This window comes from Blastomonas fulva (assembly GCF_003431825.1).
Taxonomy (GTDB): domain Bacteria; phylum Pseudomonadota; class Alphaproteobacteria; order Sphingomonadales; family Sphingomonadaceae; genus Blastomonas; species Blastomonas fulva.
The window spans coordinates 1,464,295-1,481,116 of the sequence record NZ_CP020083.1 but is presented as its reverse complement, the minus strand read 5'-3'; the positions used below and the strand labels follow the sequence as shown (position 1 = coordinate 1,481,116).

The following is a 16,822-nucleotide window of genomic DNA, read 5'->3' as shown; positions in this document are numbered from 1 at the left end:
GCGCCGGGCCGAGGACGCCGATACTGGTCAAGAGGGGCAAAGCCGCCTATCTTGGGGGCTATGGGATTCTTTCGTGACATTTCGCCGATCCGCGCCGTGGGTGACCTCAAGACCTACTGGTTTGACCAGCAGGACCACAAATGGCGGTTCCTGCTCGCCTCGCTGGCAGCAACGACGACCATCTTTGCCGCGTTCTTCAGCGAATCGGGTTTCGAGGTGCAGTGGAAACGGCCCGAGATCACCTGGGTGACCAGCTTCGAGCCCGGGCGCAGCGACAGCGAGATCGCCGCCGAGAATGTCGCCAATCAGGAGCGCAAGGAAAAGCTGGAAGCCGAGCGGCTGGCACGCGAGGAAGAGCGCAAGGCGCAGTACCGGCGCCTCGCCGAACAGTTCGGCATGGATACCGAGTGATCGCAGCCCCCCGGTCTGATGCGGACTGGATGCAGGCAGCCATCGCGCTGGCGCTGCGCGGAAGGGCGCTGTCCAGCCCCAACCCCGCAGTCGGCTGCATCCTGGTGCGCGATGGCCGCGTGATCGGGCGCGGTTGGACGCTGGCGGGTGGGAGGCCGCATGCCGAGGCAATGGCGCTCGATACAGCTGGCGAGGCAGCGTACGGCGCCACCGCCTATGTCACGCTCGAGCCCTGCGCGCACCAGAGCCAGCGCGGCCCGGCCTGCGCGGATCTTCTGATCGCAGCAGGCGTGGCGCGCGTCGTGATCGGCACACAGGACCCCGACCCCCGCACCAATGGCGAAGGCATCGCCCGGCTGGAGGCTGCAGGGATCGCCGTGCAATCGGGCATCGCCGAAGCTGCCGCGCGTGCCAGCCTGGCAGGCTTCATCACGCGGCAGACGCAGCGCCGCCCTTTCGTAACGCTCAAGCTCGCCACCTCGCTCGATGGCCAGATCGCGCTTGCCGACGGATCGAGCCAGTGGATCACCGGACCGCAGGCGCGTGCGCACACCCATGTCGAGCGCGCGCATCATGATGCAATCCTTGTCGGCGGCGGCACCATGCGCGCCGATGCACCCCGGCTGGATGTGCGGCTCAAAGGGCTCGAGGCACGCTCCCCGCGCCGCGTGCTGCTCAGCCGGATGGGCGATGCTCCGACGGGATGGACCGCGATTGCTTCGCCGCATGACATCGGTTCGCTCGAAGGCTGTGACTGGCTGATGGTCGAGGGCGGCGCGGAAACCGCCGCTGCGTTCCTGGCCATCGACAGCGTCGACCGGCTGCTGCTGTATCGTGCCCCAGTGGTGATCGGGCGCGGCAAGGCGGCGCTGGGCGATATAGGGCTGGAGCAGCTTTCCGACGCGCATGGCCGATGGCAGCTCGAGGACACGCGGCTGCTTGGCAAGGACCGCGTGGAAAGCTACCAGCGGATACGCTGACCCGCGACAATCGCCCGTGACCCGGGCAACACACAGGACGATCATGTTCACAGGCATCATCACCGATATCGGCACCATCGACCATGTCGAGCAGCGCGGCGACCTGCACGCGCGCATCCGCTGCAGCTATGACATGGGCAGCGTCGCGATCGGCGCCTCGATCGCCTGCTCGGGCGCGTGCCTGACCGTAACCTCCAAGGGCGACGACTGGTTCACCGTCGATATCAGCGCCGAGACGGTCAGCAAGACCAGCGCGGGACGCTGGGAGGCTGGCACCCGGCTGAACCTGGAGCGCGCGCTGAAGATCGGCGACGAGCTGGGCGGGCACATCGTCACCGGGCATGTCGACGGCATGGGGACCGTTGTGGCGCGCGAATCCGAAGGCGATTCGATCCGCTTCACCATTGCCGCGCCGCATGCGCTGGCGCCCTATATTGCCGCCAAGGGGTCGATCACCGTCGAGGGCGTGTCGCTGACGGTGAATTCGCATTCAGACCAGAGCGACGGCAGCGTCCATTTCGGGCTCAATATCATCCCGCATACCTGGGAGATGACCACCTTGGGCGCGCTGCAGCCGGGCGATCCGGTCAATCTGGAGATCGACGTGCTTGCGCGCTATCTGATGCGGATGAACGAGGTGAATGCGGCAAAATCCACTGCAATGTGATACTGGCTTTACGAAGCACATTAAAATGTGATACCGGAGTCCCCGAAGGGATATTCCGATGTCAGCACAGCTTATCGAACGTATCGTTGAAATCATCGAAGCCGGTCAGGAAAGCCGCGCAGGCCTCGCCCGCGCAGCCGGGCTGCACGCCAATTCGCTGCGCAAGCTGGGCGAGCCCGACTGGAACCCCACCGCCGATACCCTGGGCAAGCTGGAACGCTATCTGTCGCGCGACCCCGCCGGCGTGATGGCTTCCGCTGAAGAGATCATCAACGAAGCGCGCAACGGCCGCATGTACATCCTGGTCGATGACGAGGACCGCGAGAACGAGGGCGACCTGATCATCCCCGCGCAGATGGCGACTCCCGACGCAATCAACTTCATGGCCAAATACGGCCGCGGCCTGATCTGCCTGGCGTTGACCAGGGACCGGGTCGAGCAGCTCGGCCTCAACCTGATGTCACGGCACAACGGCACACGGCACGAAACCGCGTTCACCGTCTCGATCGAGGCGCGCACCGGCGTGACTACCGGGATCAGCGCCGCGGACCGCTCGCGCACGGTCACCGTTGCGATCGATGCCGCCAAGGGCCCCGAAGAGATCGTCACTCCCGGCCATGTCTTTCCGCTGATGGCGCGCGATGGCGGCGTGCTGGTGCGCGCCGGGCACACCGAGGCTGCGGTCGATGTCTCGCGCCTCGCGGGGCTCAACCCCTCGGGCGTGATCTGCGAGATCATGAACGACGACGGCACCATGGCGCGGCTCGACGACCTGATCGAGTTCGCGCACATCCACGGCATGAAGATCGGCACGATCCGCGATCTGATCGCCTATCGCCGCCGCCACGACCATCTCGTCGAAAAGCGCGCCGAGGTCCGCTTCACCAGCGAATTCGGCGGTGAGTGGAAGGCGATCGTCTTCTACAACAAAGCCGAGAAGACCGAGCAGACCGTGCTGCAGAAGGGCCATGTCGACCCCGACAAGCCGACGCTGGTGCGCATGCACGTGCTCAACCCGTTTGCCGATATCTTCGGCGAGACCGGCGCGCGGACCGGACTGCTCGAACGCGCGATGGAAATCATCGGGGCGGAAGGCTCGGGGCTGGTGGTGCTGCTCAACCGCCACGGGACCAACAGCCTCAGCCAGGCGATCCGGCTCAAGTCCGGCGAAGCGGTCGCCGACATGGAAGAACTGCGCGATTATGGCATCGGCGCGCAGATCCTCACCGAAATGGGGGTGCAGGACATGGAACTGCTCACCAACTCGCATCACAGCCTGGTCGGGCTGGATGGCTATGGCCTGTCGATCGTCGGCGAGCGACCGATCACGCCGCAAGCATGATCGGGGCGTGCGGCTGCGTCAGACGGTAAAGCTCTCGCCGCAGCCGCAAGCGCCCTTGGCATTGGGGTTGGCGAACACGAAGCCGGCGGTGAAATCGTCCTCGACCCAGTCCATCACCGATCCGATCAGATACAGGATCGACCCGCCGTCGACATAGAAAAGCCCGCCCGGGGTCTCGATCTTCTCGTCGAACTTCACTTCTTCGGTGACGTAATCGACCGAATAGGCAAGCCCCGAGCATCCCCGGCGCGGGGTCGACAATTTGACCCCGATCGCGCCTTCGGGCGCGGTCTGCATCAGATGCGCGATCCGTGCCTCGGCCGACGGGGTGAGCGTCAACGCGGCAGGACGGGTGCGGGTTGTGGTGGTCATAGCATTCCCATTTCAAGCTTGGCCTCGTCGGACATCTTGCCCGGATCCCAGGGCGGGTCCCAGACCAGATTGACCTCGGCATGGCCGACGCCCGGAACCGAGCCCACCGTGAGTTCGATCTCACCAGGCATCGATTCTGCCACCGGACAGTTCGGCGTGGTCAGCGTCATGCTGATGATGGCATGGCCATCGCTGACCTCGACGCCGTAGATCAGCCCCAGATCGTAGATGTTCACCGGGATTTCGGGATCATAAATGCCCTTGAGCGCCTCGATCACGGCCTCATAGACTTCGCCGCCCGGTTCGGTCGGTGCGACGCCGGTGGGCTTTTCACTGAGGAACCCGTCAAGATAATCGCGCTTGCGGCGATAGCGTTCGCCCGCGCTCTCGGGCCCGGTGGTGTCGATCGCCATGTCGACGCGCGCCTTGGGCGGCTTGTCTACCGCATCCACTTGCTGTGCCATGATCTTTCCTGTCTCGTCCATATCCCTCACCCGAAAATCCTGCGCACCCGGTCCAGCCCGCGCACCAGAGCCTCGACATCGTCGCTGTTGCTGTACACGCCGAAGCTCGCGCGCGCGGTGGCTGGCACGCCCAGATGGTCCATCAGCGGCTGGGCGCAATGGTGCCCGGCGCGGATCGCGACGTTGGCTTCATCCAATATGGTACCGATGTCGTGTGGATGCACCCCCTGCATCGCGAACGAGAGGATGCCCGCACTGTCCTTTGGCCCGAAGACCTGGATCGCGTTGATGCCCGCCAGCGCCTCCTGCGCCTCGGCGACCAGTGCGCACTCATGCGCGTGAATCGCCTCCACTCCGATCGCCTCGACATAATCGATCGCGGCCGCCAGACCCACCGCGCCCGCGATATGCGGGGTTCCCGCCTCAAACCGCTGCGGCGGCGGGGCGAAGGTGGTGCGCGCGAAGGTGACCCGGTCGATCATCGCACCGCCGCCCTGCCATGGCGGCATCGCCTCAAGCAAAGCCGCCCTGCCCCACAGAACGCCGATGCCGGTTGGGCCGTAAAGCTTGTGCGCGGAGTAGACATAGAAATCGCAATCGAGTGCGGCGACATCGACCGGCAGCCGCGGCACCGCCTGGCAGCCATCGAGCAGCAGCAGCGCGCCCACTGAGTGCGCGATGTCCGCCGCGCGCCGCGCATCGAGCACGCTGCCCAGCACGTTCGAGACATGCGCCAGCGCAACCATCTTGTGCCGCTCGGTGAGCATCGATGCGAGCGCGTCAAGATCGATCCGGCCATCCTCGGTCAGCGGCGCGACATCGATCTCGGCCCCGGTGCGCTCTGCCACCAGCTGCCACGGCACGATGTTGCTGTGATGCTCGAGCTGGCTCAGCATGATCCGGTCGCCGGGCTTGAGGTTGGCCATGCCCCAGCTATGCGCGACAAGGTTGATCCCCTCGGTCGCACCACGCACGAACACGGTTTCCTCTTCGCGGCCACCGATGAAGCGCGCCGCCTTGGACCGCGCATTTTCATAGGCGATCGTCATGTCCGCCGAGCGCGCATAGACGCCGCGATGAACGGTCGCGTAATCCGGCCCATAGGCCCTTGCGATCGCATCGATCACCGCGCGCGGCTTCTGCGCGGTCGCGGCGGTATCGAGATAATGCCAGGGCGCGCCATCGGCGGTGACGAGCCCAGGAAAGTCGGCGCGGTGGTCAAGCAGGCGGGCGGGTGCGAGCGTGGCCATCACGCCAGACCCTCCAGCGCGGCGAGCGCGCGCGTCTCGATCGCCTCGCGTGCGGCATCGTCTTCCAGCGACACGAAAGCATCGGCGATGAACGCCTGCAGCATCAGCTTGCGCGCGATGCTCGGCGGCAGACCGCGCGCGGCCATGTAGAACAAGGCCGCCTTGTCGAGCTCGCCCACGGTCGCGCCGTGCGCGCATTTCACATCATCGGCGTAGATTTCGAGCTCGGGCTTGGCATTGGCGGTCGCGGTGCGATCGAGCAGCATCGCCTTGACCGACTGCGAGGCATCGGTCTTCTGCGCATGCCGCGCGACCGCGACCTTGCCCAGAAACGATCCGGTGGCATGGCCTGCAAGCACGCTGCGCACCACTTGGTTGCTGGTCGCATTGGGGTGCGCATGGTTGACCTGCGTGACGATCTCGAGCGTCTGATCGGCATGGCCGAGGATCGCGCCGCCCATCTCGAAATGTGCGCCTTCGTGCAGCAGCACATTGACGCTCATCCGCCCGTAATCGGCGTCGGTGGCGAGCAAGTGCAGCGCGAAGGTCGCGCCTGCTTCGATCACGACGTCGAGATCGGTGATCGACACGCCCGACATCGCGACCGGCAGCACGATCTGCCGCGCCAGCGTTTCACCGGCCGGGACAGTGATCCGCTCGGGCCCCTGCGGCACATCGCCCCAGACACGCGCGAGCGCATCGAGATCGGCATAACGCCAGGCCTCGTCCTTGCGGGTGGGGAGCGGGATGACGTTGCTCATTTCACCGACTCCGGCTTCTTCATCGCCCAGATGGCATAGACATAGGTCAGCGCCGCAGCACCAGCGATCGCTGCCCCCGTGTTCGGCTCGGGCACGAACAGATAGGCCGAATAGCAAAGCACCGCGCGCAAACCGAAATGGATCATCCCCGCGCGGTCATCCGCTGCCCAGCCATGCGGGACCCAGATCATGCCGGCAAGGATTGCCAGCCCCAGGATCAGCAGCGCGATCGACGAGGATGCCTGGGCGGCGAAAATCACGAAGGGAATGATTAGCGCGATCACGAAGATGAACTGCATGAACAGTTGGGTGAGCGGGTTCTTGTTCGATTGCGTGCTCAGCCCCGGCGCACCGCGCAGCTTGTCGATAAGGATCGACAAAGGGAACGGTGCTGCTGCTGCGGTAAACGCGACCCATGCAGGCATCGCATCGCCCATCCGCCAGCTTGCGACAGCCAGGGCAGACCATGTGATCAGCCCAGCGATCGGCATGCCCGCGGTGCTGTCCGCAAGATAATCTCGCTGCAACTGTGCGAGCGGCAAGGCGCGCATGTCACTCATGCAACTGCCTCATATCCCTGTTCTTCGAGCTCGAGCGCCAGTTCGGCGCCGCCGCTGCGGACGATGCGGCCACCGGCGAGGACGTGGACGAAATCGGGCTTCACGAGATCGAGCAGCCGCTGATAGTGGGTGATCAGCAGCACGGCTTTATCCGGCTTGCGCATGATGGTGTTGATGCCCTCGCCGACGATGCGCAACGCGTCGATGTCGAGCCCGGAGTCGGTCTCGTCGAGCAGGGCGAGCTTGGGGTCGATGATCCCCATCTGCACCATCTCGTTGCGCTTCTTCTCGCCGCCCGAAAAGCCGACGTTCACCGGCCGCTTGAGCATGTCCATGTCCATCTTGAGCAATGCCGCCTTCTCCTTGGCGAGCTTGATGAACTCGGCGCCCGACAATGGCTCCTCACCACGCGCCCGGCGCTGCGAGTTGAGGCTTTCGCGCAGGAACTGCAGGTTGGAGACGCCGGGGATTTCGACCGGATACTGGAAGCCGAGGAACAGGCCGGCAGCCGCGCGCTCATGCGGTTCCAGCGCGAGCAGGTCCTGGCCGTCAAAGGTCGCGGAGCCCTCGGTCACCTCGTACCCGGGCCGTCCGCCCAAAGTATAGGCGAGCGTCGACTTGCCCGCGCCGTTCGGCCCCATGATCGCGTGGATCTCGCCCGCGTTGATGGTGAGCGAGAGGCCCTTGAGGATCGACGTTTCGCCGACTTGGGCGTGGAGATTTTCAATCTTGAGCATGGGATACAATCTTCATCCTGGTCGTCTTGTAGGGGGCACCGTCGGCATCATAGGTCGTCCATATGTCGACCTGCTCGCCTCGGTTGAAATGACCGGATCGCTTCAGCGACCCGTCCTTGCGATACCATTCCCAGTATCCGTGAAATTTCCCATCCAGCATCTGGCCTTTCGCGCAGACAGTGCCTTGGCGATGGTATTCGACATGATCGACCGCGCCGCTCACGCCACGCACTCCTCAAACGAACTTCTCCCCGGCACGGGGAGGCTTAAGGATGTAAAGCCCATCATTCGCTTGTCTCCGCAGCGCTGCGGCGGTCCATATAGAACGCCAGCACCTTGTCGGTCGAGCAATCGGCCAGCGGCTGGCGTTTGACCGCGCCTTCGGCCATGCAGGTGCCGATGGCTTCGCAGGCATAGCCGTCGATCACTGGGTCACCGCTGGAAACACGCACGCGGCAGCTTTTCAGCACGCCCTTGCTTCGCGAGAGGCGCAGCTTGATCCGCTTCATCCGTTCGGCGACCACGACGATCTCGTCCGCCGGGGCGGGCGGCACCATCGCAGGCTGCATCAGGGCCAGGGCGGACAGCAGGATCAACCGACCGAGCCTTCCAGCGAAATCCCCAGCAGCTTCTGCGCTTCGACTGCGAACTCCATCGGCAGCTGCTTGAGCACTTCGCGCGCAAAGCCGTTGACGATCAGCGCCACGGCATCCTCGGACGAGAGCCCGCGCTGCATCGCGTAGAACAATTGATCATCGCTGATCTTGCTGGTCGTCGCCTCATGCTCGATCTGCGCGGATGGATTGCGCACTTCGATATACGGCACGGTGTGCGCGCCGCATTGGTCGCCGAGAAGCAGCGAATCGCACTGGGTGAAGTTGCGCACGCCTTCCGCGCCGGGGGCGACGCGCACCAGCCCGCGATAGGTGTTGTTGCTGCGTCCCGCGCTGATCCCCTTCGACACGATGGTCGAGCGACTGCCCTTGCCGTTGTGGATCATCTTGGTGCCGGTATCGGCCTGCTGGTAATTGTTGGTCACCGCGACCGAATAGAACTCGCCGACGCTGTCCTCGCCATTCAAAACGCACGACGGGTATTTCCACGTCACCGCAGAGCCGGTTTCGACCTGCGTCCAGCTGATCTTGGAGCGTGCGCCCTGCGCAAGCCCACGCTTCGTGACGAAATTGTAGATCCCGCCCTTGCCCTCGGCATCGCCTGGGTACCAGTTCTGCACGGTCGAGTATTTGATCTCGGCATCGTCCATCGCGACCAGTTCGACCACCGCGGCGTGCAGTTGGTTCTCGTCGCGCTGCGGCGCGGTGCAGCCTTCGAGATAGGACACATAGCTGCCCTTGTCGGCGATGATCAAAGTGCGCTCGAACTGGCCGGTGTTCTCGGCGTTGATGCGGAAATAGGTAGAAAGCTCCATCGGGCAGCGCACGCCTTCGGGGATGTAGACGAAGGTGCCGTCCGAAAAGACCGCGCAATTGAGCGTCGCGAAATAATTGTCGCGCACCGGCACAACCTTGCCCAGCCACTTCCTGACCAGATCGGGATATTCGCGGATCGCCTCGCTGATCGACATGAAGATCACGCCGGCGCGGCTCAATTCCTCGCGGAAGGTGGTCGCGACCGAGACGCTGTCGAACACCGCATCGACCGCAACGCGGCGAGCCCCCTCGACATTGGCGAGAACCTTCTGTTCCTCGATCGGAATGCCGAGCTTCTTGTAGACCTCGAGGATCTCGGGATCGACCTCGTCGAGCGAACCCAGTTTGGGCTTGGCTTTGGGCTCGGCGTAATAATAGGCGTCCTGATAATCGATCGGCGGGACGTTGAGCTTGGCCCAGTCGGGGGTCTCGAGCGTCTGCCAGATCCGGAACGCCTTCAGCCGCCAGTCGAGCATCCATTCGGGCTCGTTCTTCTTGGCGCTGATATAGCGCACGGTGTCCTCGGTCAGGCCCTTGGGGGCCATTTCCTGCTCGATCGCGGACGAGAAGCCCCATTCATAGGTGCTCGCCTTTTCCGCCGCCGCCCAGGCATCGGCGTCGCGCGGCCTGGTGTCGGCTGCAGTGTCTGCAGGGGTGCTGTCGTCGGTCACGTTGAGGTCCTTTCGCCGACCTTCTTCAGGTCGAGCGGATGTTCGGGGCGTTCGGGATCGAGGCCAAGAGACGTTGGAACGTGTTGGCCGAGGCTGGCGAGGGTCACGCCTGAAAGCGCGGCGCGGATGGTGCGGTTGACGATCTGCCAGTGCGGACGGACATGGCAGCTGCCCTCCATCGCACAATCGCTGGCGTGGTCGCCCGCGCACACGGTGATCTCGATGGGGCCGTCGACCGCCTCGACGATATCGGCGAGCGTGATCGCGGCGGGCGGGCGCGACAGCCGGAATCCGCCGCCTGCACCACGCACCGATTCGATCAGCCCGGCCGCCGACAGCTTGCTCACCAGCTTCTGCGCGGTGGGCAAAGGCAGCCCGGTCTCGGTCGCCAGCGCGCGCGCATTGCAGCGCATTCCGCCGCAATGGCGCGCGGCGGCGCTCATCAGCACCACGGCATAATCGGCAAGACTGGACATGCGCATAAGGCTTGACCCGCTAATCGGAGTGAATCGTTCCGATTAGGGAGATGGCGGTTTTGGGCTGGAAAATCAAGGGTGAAGATGGAAGCGCGATATCTCCCCTCCCGCAAGCGGCAGGGGAGAGGGCAATGCTACTTCAACGCGCCCGATCGCAGCAGCCTGGGCACCAGGAACACCGCCGCCACCAGAGGCCATTTGCGTTGCCAGGGCTGGATCTCGATCTGCGTGCCTGCGTGCCGGTTGATCTTCCAGGCGAGGTAATCGATCCCGCCGGCAAAGGTGAAGCTCGCCTTGGCGAGGCGCGCCACCGTCATCCTCTTGCCCTTGCGCCTGAGCGCCGCCCAGCGGCTTTCGGCCTCGGGACGCGGCATCGCGGCAATGTCGGGATGTTCGCGCGCGATCGCCGCGCCGACCTTCGCATAATGCTCGGGCGCGAAGTCGACGACCTTGTCGGGGCGATCACCGCGCTCGGCGCGCAGTTCGGCGCCATAGGTGCGGGTGAAGCCGGTACGCCACGCGGCCAGCAGATCGCCGGGCGCGGGATCGGTCACCGGTGCGGCATGGCGCAGCAGCGTCACCGGCGCATCGCACAGGGCGGCCAGCGCGGCATCGCGCGCGGCATCATCCGCGCTCCATACCAGCCGCACCGGCTGCGCGAACCGCGCCCAGACCGAGACATCGCCCGCCTGCATCGAGCACGCGCGCGCAAGGTCGGCTTCGGACAGCACCGCGTATTTTGCGGCGAGATTGTCGTGCGCGGCGGGGAAGACATTGGGCGGGATCAGCGCATTGGCGCTTGCCATCCACCCGGCCTTGCCAGCCTGGCGATAGGCCTCGGCATAATCCGACACGATCACGTAGAAATCGAGCATCAGCCCGTCGAGCTGTGCTTCGCGCAGGCACGATCCGTAGAAGATCACCGCGCGCGCCGCAGGGCCGAACGGGCGGACGAGCTCGGCAGCAAAGGCGCTGACGCGCGGGTCGACCGGCTGGTCGATCTCGGCGGCGATCAGGGATTTCAGAGAGTCCACGCTAACGTCCACATTCTTTCGTCACCCCCGCGCACGCGGGGGTCCCGCTTCCTTGCAGGCGTCGCGTCTATAGCGGGATTCCCGCGTTCGCGGGAATGACGAAAAAGGCGATCAAGCCGCCAGCCGCAGGAACGGCACCGGATCGGTCGAGCGCAGGATGATCGGCTTGCCCGCGCTGGCCTCGAAGATCTCGCCATCGAGCACGACGCGGCTGCGGCTGCGGTCGCTGTCGATGCGGATCATGTCCTCGCGCGCCAGATGCACGCCGCGTCCGCGCCGGGTGCCGAAGCGGCCCATCAGCGTGTCGATCAGCATCGTCGTCAGGCCCGCGCGGTTGTGTTCCACCGCGATGAACTTCAGCTGCCCGGTGGGCGAGCTGCCTGCCTCCGCGCGGCTGCCGAGCAGCAGTTTCTCCAGCGTCGTCACCATCACCACGATGAAGCTGCCGTTGAGCTCGCCCTTCTGGAAGTACGAGATTCGCAGCGCCGAGCGGGTGATCGGCAGGAACTTGGCGGTGAGGCCGAACAGCATGGTCAGCAGCCCGGCGACGGCCGCGATGAAATGGCTGACCGAATTGGGCAGGCCCAAGGGATAGATTTTCTGGCGGCAGTACAGGATGATCTCGGCAAGGCCGGCGCCGCCCATGAACATGCCCAGCACCGGACGGCCATCCTCGCCATCGGTCAGCGCGATCAGTTGGCGCACCACGATATGGCTTTCGAGGTCGTTGCGCGCGATGTTGACGATGCGGTCGAGCGTCGGGATCGGCTTGCCGCTGGCGCCCAGATCGAGCGCGATCAGGTTGGTCTTGCCGTTGGGCAGCACCGCCACCGGGGGCGGGTTCTTGCCGAAATGGCCGCCATGATAGAGCTCGGTCAGCGTCGCCTGCACCGTGCCATCGCCGCCGTTGATCACCAGCACCTTGGGCTTGACCAGAGCGATCGCGCGCAGCGCGTCGGCGATCTGGTGGACCTCTTCCACCTCGTAATGGAAGATGTCGGGATTGTGCGCGCAATAATCACGCACCGCCGGCAGCAACGCCTTGTTGCCGGTGGAGCGTGGATTGGAAATGAGCGCTACGAGGGTCATCTAGGTCTATCCTATCGGCTTGATCGTCATGCCCTGGCGATAGTTCAAAACCACCTGGATGCGCGTTACGCCGGGACCGACCCGGATAGCGGTCTTGCTTGCGGAGGGCTTGAGGCTGAGCAGCGAGAGCGAGGGGTTGTTCGAAAACCCGCCGCCATCGTTCCAGCCCGATTTGCCGCTGCCATCGACATCGTGGCGCACGGCAATGCCATAAGCGCCGGTATCGGGCACCGGCACGCAGAAGTTCATCTTGCCGCCACGGGGCGAGACCGGCGCATCGATCCGGTTGATCCACGCGCCCTTTTCGAGCCAGGCGCCCTTGGTCGCGGGATAAGCCTGGACGCGCACGCGGCCCGTCGCGGCCTTGAACCCGCTCACCTCGACATGCACCGCAGGACCGGACGCACCGGCGCCGCATTTGCGCATGTCGTTGGAGATTTCCTGCCGCTGCGCGCTGGCCACGGGCACGGACACTGCAAAGGCAAGGGTGCCTGCAGCCGCGATGGCCAGTGATTTTGCCGCAATTTTGAACATGACGTAATCAATCCCAGAAGCTATAGCCGGACCGCTCCGGATGGCGCGGTTTGGCTGATGAGCCCCCTTTACCCGTCTGCTTATGGGAAGCGTTTGCGGCCAAATCATGGTGACAGGGCGACAATAAGTTGAAATTGATAACCGCCACAGACGCTTATATCGCCCGTCTCGTCTTCTTCCCGCTCGTCGGCACGCTGGTCATCGCGGCCATGCTGCTGGTGCTGGACAAGATGCTGCGCCTGTTCGATTTCGTCGCGGCCGAAGGCGGCCCGGTAAGCGTGGTGTGGCGGATGCTTGCCAACCTGATCCCCGAATATCTCTCGCTCGGCATTCCCATCGGCCTGCTGCTGGGCATTCTGCTCGCCTTCCGCAAGCTGGCGATGTCGTCCGAGCTCGACGTGTTCCGCGCGGTGGGCCTGAGCTACACCCGGCTGCTGCGCGTGCCCTACATGTTTGCGGTCGCGCTGATGCTCGTCAACCTGGCGCTGGTCGGCTATATCCAGCCCAAGGCGCGCTATGCGTATGAAGAATTGGGCTTCGAACTGCGCTCGGGCGCGCTGGGCGCATCGATCAAGGTCGGCGAGTTCACCCAGCTGGGCGACCGGATGACGATGCGGATCGAGCAGAGCCGTGATGGCGGACGCGAACTGTTCGGGATCTTCGTGCGCGCCGAAGCCAAATCGGGCACCTCGCTTTCAGTCAGTGCCGAGCAGGGCAAGTTCCTCGCCACCGACGACCCCAATGTCATCATTCTGCGGCTCACCCGCGGCACCCTGATCCACAATGCCCCGGGCTATGAAACCCCGCGGGTGCTGACCTTCTCCAACCACGACCTGCCGATCGATCTGCCCAAGATCGAATCCTTCCGCAGGCGCGGTGGCGGCAAGGACCGCGAATACACCATCCCCGAGCTGGTCCGGATCGGCGCCGATGCGCGCATTCCCGAGCAGCAGCGCAACCAGACCCGCGCCAATTTCCACTTCCGCATGGTCGAGGTGGTGATGATGATGCTGATGCCGCTGCTGGCGCTGGCGCTCGCGATCCCGCCCAAAAGATCGACCTCGGCACTGGGCGTCTTCCTGTCGATCGTGATGATCGTGACCTATCACAAGATCAACGAATATGGCGAAGATGTGGGCGCGCTGGGGCTGGTCGATCCGATCATCGCCCTGTGGCTACCCTTCTCGCTGTTTGCCGCGCTGATCGGCTGGATGTACTATCAGGTTGCCTTCGTGCCCGGCGGTCAGCCGATCGGTACGCTGGAGAAGCTGTTTGCCAAATCGGGCACGGCGATCCGCGGGCTGTTCAGCTTCGGCCGCAAGCGGTCCTTCCAGGAATAGGACCATGCAGATGGAGTTCTTCCCCTCGCGCACCGTCGCCATCTACATGGCGCGCAAGTTCCTCACCAGCATCCTGGCGGTGGCAGCATTGCTGTTCCTGGTGCTGCAGTCGCTCGACCTGCTGGGCGAAAGCGGCAAGATCCTTGCCTATCCCGGTAACGGCCAGGCGCAGCTTCTGACCTATATCAGTCTGCGCGCGCCGCAGATCATCGATCTGGTGCTGCCGTTCTCGGTGCTGCTGGCGACGATCATCACGCTGGCGACCTTGAACCAGAACAGCGAGGTCGTCGCGATGAAGGCCTCGGGGCTTTCGGCGCACCAGGTGCTGGCGCCGCTGCTGATCGCGGCGCTGGGCGTGTCGGCGATCACCTTCGTGTTTTCCGAACGCATATTGAGCCGCGCGACCGCGACGCTGAGCGCCTGGGAGCAGGCCGAGTTCGGCCCGATCCCGCGCGATTCCAACGTGAAGGCCAATGTCTGGGTGCGCGATGGCGACAGCATCATCCAGGCCGATACGGTCGAGGGCACCGGCCCCGCCACCCGGCTGACCGGCATTTCGGTCTATGTCCGCGACAAGGAAGGCGGGCTTGCGCGCATCGTCACCGCGACCGAGGGGGTTTACACCGGCAGCGGCTGGAAGCTGACCGCGGCCAGCCAGTTCGATGTCACCACCGGCCAGAAGCAGGCGCTGGGCAACATCACCACCGCAGGCGGCGTGCGCCCCGACCAGTTCACGCTGAGCAAGGTCAACCCCGAAGGCATGTCGTTCCTGCAATTGTGGTCTGCGATTGCCGAGCTCAAGGAGGCGGGTCGCCCGACCGCCTCGCTCGAATCCAACCTGTGGCACAAGCTCTCGGGCCCGCTGTCGGCGCTGCTGATGCCGCTGCTCGGCGCGGTCGCCGCCTTCGGCCTTGCCCGCTCGGGCCAGCTGTTCATCCGCGCGGTGATCGGCATGGCGCTGGGCTTTGCCTATTTCGTCGCGGACAATTTCGCGCTGGCGATGGGCAATCTGGGTGCCTATCCGCCGATTCTTGCCGCATGGTCGCCTTTCCTGCTGTTCCTGATGGTGGGCGAAACCGTGCTGATCCGCACCGAGGAATAGGCCGCAACCGTGGCGGACACGCCCGCCGATCCTGACGCTCCCCCCGGCGGCCCTGCCGTCAGCGCCACCCCTGCCGTCAGCCGCGCCCCTGCCGTCAGCCGCACCGACGTGGCCAGCGGGGCGGCATTGTCAGGCCTGGCGCGAATGGGCGCGGTCATCGAGATCATCACCCAGCCCGCTTTCGTGTGGATGTTCGGGCTTGCAACCTATGGCACCTACATCGTGCTGTGGGCGGCGGTGAACCTGCTGGCGACACTGACGACGCTCTCGCTGGCGCAGGGGCTGCAGCGATCGGTTCCCGCCGCGCCCAGCCGCGAGGCGGAGCATGGCGCAGTGCGCTATGCGCTGCTGGTGACGGTGATCCCGTCCGCGCTGCTCGCGCTCGCGATTTCGCTGGCAGCGCCGTGGATCGCACCCGCCTTTGCCGTCGGCCCGGAGATGCGCGCGGCGCTTCCGCAAATGATCGCGTTGTTCATCTGGACGCTGCCTTTGACCGTCGCGCTGGAGATCGCCACCGCCGCTGCGCGCGCCAAGCGCGCCTTCGGTCCCGAGATCCGGCTGCGAATCTTCTGGGAGCAGATCGCGCGGCTGATCGTCGCGGTAGCGCTCTATGCGCTGGGGGTACGGTTGTTCGGGCTGTTCATCGCGCATATCGCCTCGCTCGCGATCACCGCCTGGCTGTCGGTGCGGCTGCTGGGCCGCTATTATGATCTCGCCTTGCTGTGGCGCGCACCGATGCCGCCGGCGCTGCGCCGCGACACGCTCAAGAGCGGGCTCGCGACGATGCCCCCCAACCTTGCCCGGCGCGCGTTCAACGATCTTCCGCCGGTGCTGCTGGGGCTGGCGCTCAGCGGTGCGGGGGGTGCGGTCGCCGCCGGGCTGTTCGGCATCGCGCGCAAGATCGCTTCGGTGCCGCTGATCGTGCGCCAGACGTTCCTTTATGTCCTCGCGCCCTTGAGCGCCGCGCAGAGCGCCGCCGACCCCGCCGAGATCGCGCCCCTGTACCGCTTTGCCAACCGGCTGGCGGCGATCGTCGTGCTGCCGCTGACCGGCGTGATGATCGCGGGCGGCGATGCGCTGCTGCTGCTGTTCTCGCCGCAGGCCGCCGCTGCGCTTCCGGTGCTCATCGTGCTGCTGGTCGGGCGTGCTGGCGAAACGATCCTGGGGGCTGCCACCCCGATCGTCGAGATGACCGGCCACCGCATGCTGCCGCTGGCCAATTCGCTTGCCGGGATCGCCATCGCCGCCTTGGTCGGCTGGCTGACGGTCCCCACACTGGGCGCGACCGGCATGGCGCTGGCGGTGAGCGCAGGCGTGGTCGTGTCGAGCTGGTCGGCAGTGGTGGAATTGTGGTGGAGCAACGGGCTCGGCCCGTTCGACAGCCATTTCGTGCGCGCGCTGGCCTGCGGCGTGGCCGGTCTGGCGGCGCTGTGGCTGATCGGCGTCGCGTTCGGCGGCCTGCACATGGCACTGCGGGCCGCCTTGCAGTTTGCGCTGTTCTTTCCCTTGGTCTGGCTGGGGCTGAAGCTGGGGCTGGATACCGAGGACAAGGCGGCCCTGGGCAAGGCCGGTCGGACGTTGCGGATTTGACCCGCCAGCACT

20 protein-coding genes are annotated in these 16,822 nt (G+C 65.2%); 7 read left to right on the top strand and 13 right to left on the bottom strand.

The annotated features are described in order from the left end of the window. Window positions 1-60 precede the first annotated feature (60 nt). From B5J99_RS06990 to ribB, 4 genes are read left to right on the top strand one after another with little or no spacing between them, the layout of a single operon-like run. Complete coding sequence (locus tag B5J99_RS06990; RefSeq protein ID WP_054136465.1) at window positions 61-411, top strand: hypothetical protein; 351 nt, start codon at window positions 61-63, stop codon at window positions 409-411. A gap of 29 nt (window positions 412-440) precedes the next feature. After that, window positions 441-1,391 carry a bifunctional diaminohydroxyphosphoribosylaminopyrimidine deaminase/5-amino-6-(5-phosphoribosylamino)uracil reductase RibD gene (gene ribD, locus B5J99_RS06985; protein ID WP_117351979.1) on the top strand — a complete coding sequence of 317 codons (951 nt, stop codon included), beginning with the start codon at window positions 441-443 and terminating at the stop codon, window positions 1,389-1,391. 43 nt (window positions 1,392-1,434) lie between these two features. Further along, window positions 1,435-2,058 carry a riboflavin synthase gene (locus tag B5J99_RS06980; RefSeq protein ID WP_054136467.1) on the top strand — a complete coding sequence of 208 codons (624 nt, stop codon included), beginning with the start codon at window positions 1,435-1,437 and terminating at the stop codon, window positions 2,056-2,058. 58 nt (window positions 2,059-2,116) lie between these two features. After that, entirely contained in the window at window positions 2,117-3,400 is a 1,284-nt protein-coding gene (ribB, locus tag B5J99_RS06975) for a 3,4-dihydroxy-2-butanone-4-phosphate synthase (protein ID WP_069051256.1), read from the top strand. A gap of 18 nt (window positions 3,401-3,418) precedes the next feature. Here ribB and B5J99_RS06970 read toward each other — a convergent pair whose 3' ends face one another. The 13 genes from B5J99_RS06970 to B5J99_RS06910 form a co-directional block, all read right to left on the bottom strand. After that, a complete protein-coding gene (locus B5J99_RS06970) occupies window positions 3,419-3,772 on the bottom strand; it encodes a HesB/IscA family protein (protein WP_117351978.1) in 354 nt (117 codons plus the stop codon). After that, window positions 3,769-4,257: an SUF system Fe-S cluster assembly protein gene (locus tag B5J99_RS06965; RefSeq protein ID WP_054136470.1), complete on the bottom strand. Its 489-nt coding sequence runs from the start codon at window positions 4,255-4,257 to the stop codon at window positions 3,769-3,771. The genes B5J99_RS06970 and B5J99_RS06965 overlap by 4 nt, the downstream gene beginning before the upstream one ends. A 5-nt stretch (window positions 4,258-4,262) precedes the next feature. Continuing rightward, window positions 4,263-5,486 carry a cysteine desulfurase gene (locus B5J99_RS06960; RefSeq protein ID WP_117351977.1) on the bottom strand — a complete coding sequence of 408 codons (1,224 nt, stop codon included), beginning with the start codon at window positions 5,484-5,486 and terminating at the stop codon, window positions 4,263-4,265. Then, entirely contained in the window at window positions 5,486-6,247 is a 762-nt protein-coding gene (locus B5J99_RS06955) for a SufD family Fe-S cluster assembly protein (RefSeq protein WP_211337885.1), read from the bottom strand. The genes B5J99_RS06960 and B5J99_RS06955 overlap by 1 nt, the downstream gene beginning before the upstream one ends. Further along, window positions 6,244-6,807, bottom strand: coding sequence for a DUF7010 family protein (locus tag B5J99_RS06950; protein ID WP_150126314.1), 564 nt, complete (start codon window positions 6,805-6,807; stop codon window positions 6,244-6,246). Before B5J99_RS06950 ends, B5J99_RS06955 begins: the two co-directional genes overlap by 4 nt. Next, window positions 6,804-7,544: a Fe-S cluster assembly ATPase SufC gene (sufC, locus tag B5J99_RS06945; RefSeq protein ID WP_117351976.1), complete on the bottom strand. Its 741-nt coding sequence runs from the start codon at window positions 7,542-7,544 to the stop codon at window positions 6,804-6,806. Before sufC ends, B5J99_RS06950 begins: the two co-directional genes overlap by 4 nt. After that, complete coding sequence (locus B5J99_RS06940; protein ID WP_033925550.1) at window positions 7,531-7,767, bottom strand: toxin-antitoxin system YwqK family antitoxin; 237 nt, start codon at window positions 7,765-7,767, stop codon at window positions 7,531-7,533. Before B5J99_RS06940 ends, sufC begins: the two co-directional genes overlap by 14 nt. 61 nt (window positions 7,768-7,828) lie before the next feature. Next, entirely contained in the window at window positions 7,829-8,140 is a 312-nt protein-coding gene (locus B5J99_RS06935) for a hypothetical protein (RefSeq protein ID WP_117351975.1), read from the bottom strand. Beyond that, window positions 8,137-9,645 (bottom strand): Fe-S cluster assembly protein SufB, encoded by a 1,509-nt coding sequence (sufB, locus tag B5J99_RS06930; protein ID WP_069051252.1) that lies wholly within the window; start codon window positions 9,643-9,645, stop codon window positions 8,137-8,139. The genes B5J99_RS06935 and sufB overlap by 4 nt, the downstream gene beginning before the upstream one ends. Beyond that, window positions 9,642-10,127, bottom strand: coding sequence for an SUF system Fe-S cluster assembly regulator (locus tag B5J99_RS06925; protein WP_054136477.1), 486 nt, complete (start codon window positions 10,125-10,127; stop codon window positions 9,642-9,644). Before B5J99_RS06925 ends, sufB begins: the two co-directional genes overlap by 4 nt. A gap of 128 nt (window positions 10,128-10,255) precedes the next feature. Beyond that, window positions 10,256-11,155, bottom strand: a complete 900-nt coding sequence (locus B5J99_RS06920; protein ID WP_117351974.1) for a hypothetical protein — start codon at window positions 11,153-11,155, stop codon at window positions 10,256-10,258. A 111-nt stretch (window positions 11,156-11,266) separates the two neighbouring features. After that, window positions 11,267-12,244, bottom strand: a complete 978-nt coding sequence (locus B5J99_RS06915; RefSeq protein ID WP_069051250.1) for a diacylglycerol kinase family protein — start codon at window positions 12,242-12,244, stop codon at window positions 11,267-11,269. A gap of 6 nt (window positions 12,245-12,250) precedes the next feature. Continuing rightward, window positions 12,251-12,778 carry a DUF2141 domain-containing protein gene (locus B5J99_RS06910; protein WP_054136480.1) on the bottom strand — a complete coding sequence of 176 codons (528 nt, stop codon included), beginning with the start codon at window positions 12,776-12,778 and terminating at the stop codon, window positions 12,251-12,253. Between the two features lie 134 nt (window positions 12,779-12,912). Between B5J99_RS06910 and lptF the strand changes: the two genes are divergently transcribed. The 3 genes from lptF to B5J99_RS06895 are packed head-to-tail and all read left to right on the top strand — an operon-like array spanning window position 12,913 to window position 16,810. Then, window positions 12,913-14,118 carry an LPS export ABC transporter permease LptF gene (gene lptF / locus B5J99_RS06905; RefSeq protein ID WP_054136492.1) on the top strand — a complete coding sequence of 402 codons (1,206 nt, stop codon included), beginning with the start codon at window positions 12,913-12,915 and terminating at the stop codon, window positions 14,116-14,118. A gap of 4 nt (window positions 14,119-14,122) precedes the next feature. Continuing rightward, window positions 14,123-15,220 (top strand): LPS export ABC transporter permease LptG, encoded by a 1,098-nt coding sequence (gene lptG, locus B5J99_RS06900; RefSeq protein ID WP_054136481.1) that lies wholly within the window; start codon window positions 14,123-14,125, stop codon window positions 15,218-15,220. A 9-nt stretch (window positions 15,221-15,229) separates the two neighbouring features. Continuing rightward, a complete protein-coding gene (locus B5J99_RS06895; RefSeq protein ID WP_162892489.1) occupies window positions 15,230-16,810 on the top strand; it encodes a lipopolysaccharide biosynthesis protein in 1,581 nt (526 codons plus the stop codon). Window positions 16,811-16,822: the final 12 nt, after the last annotated feature.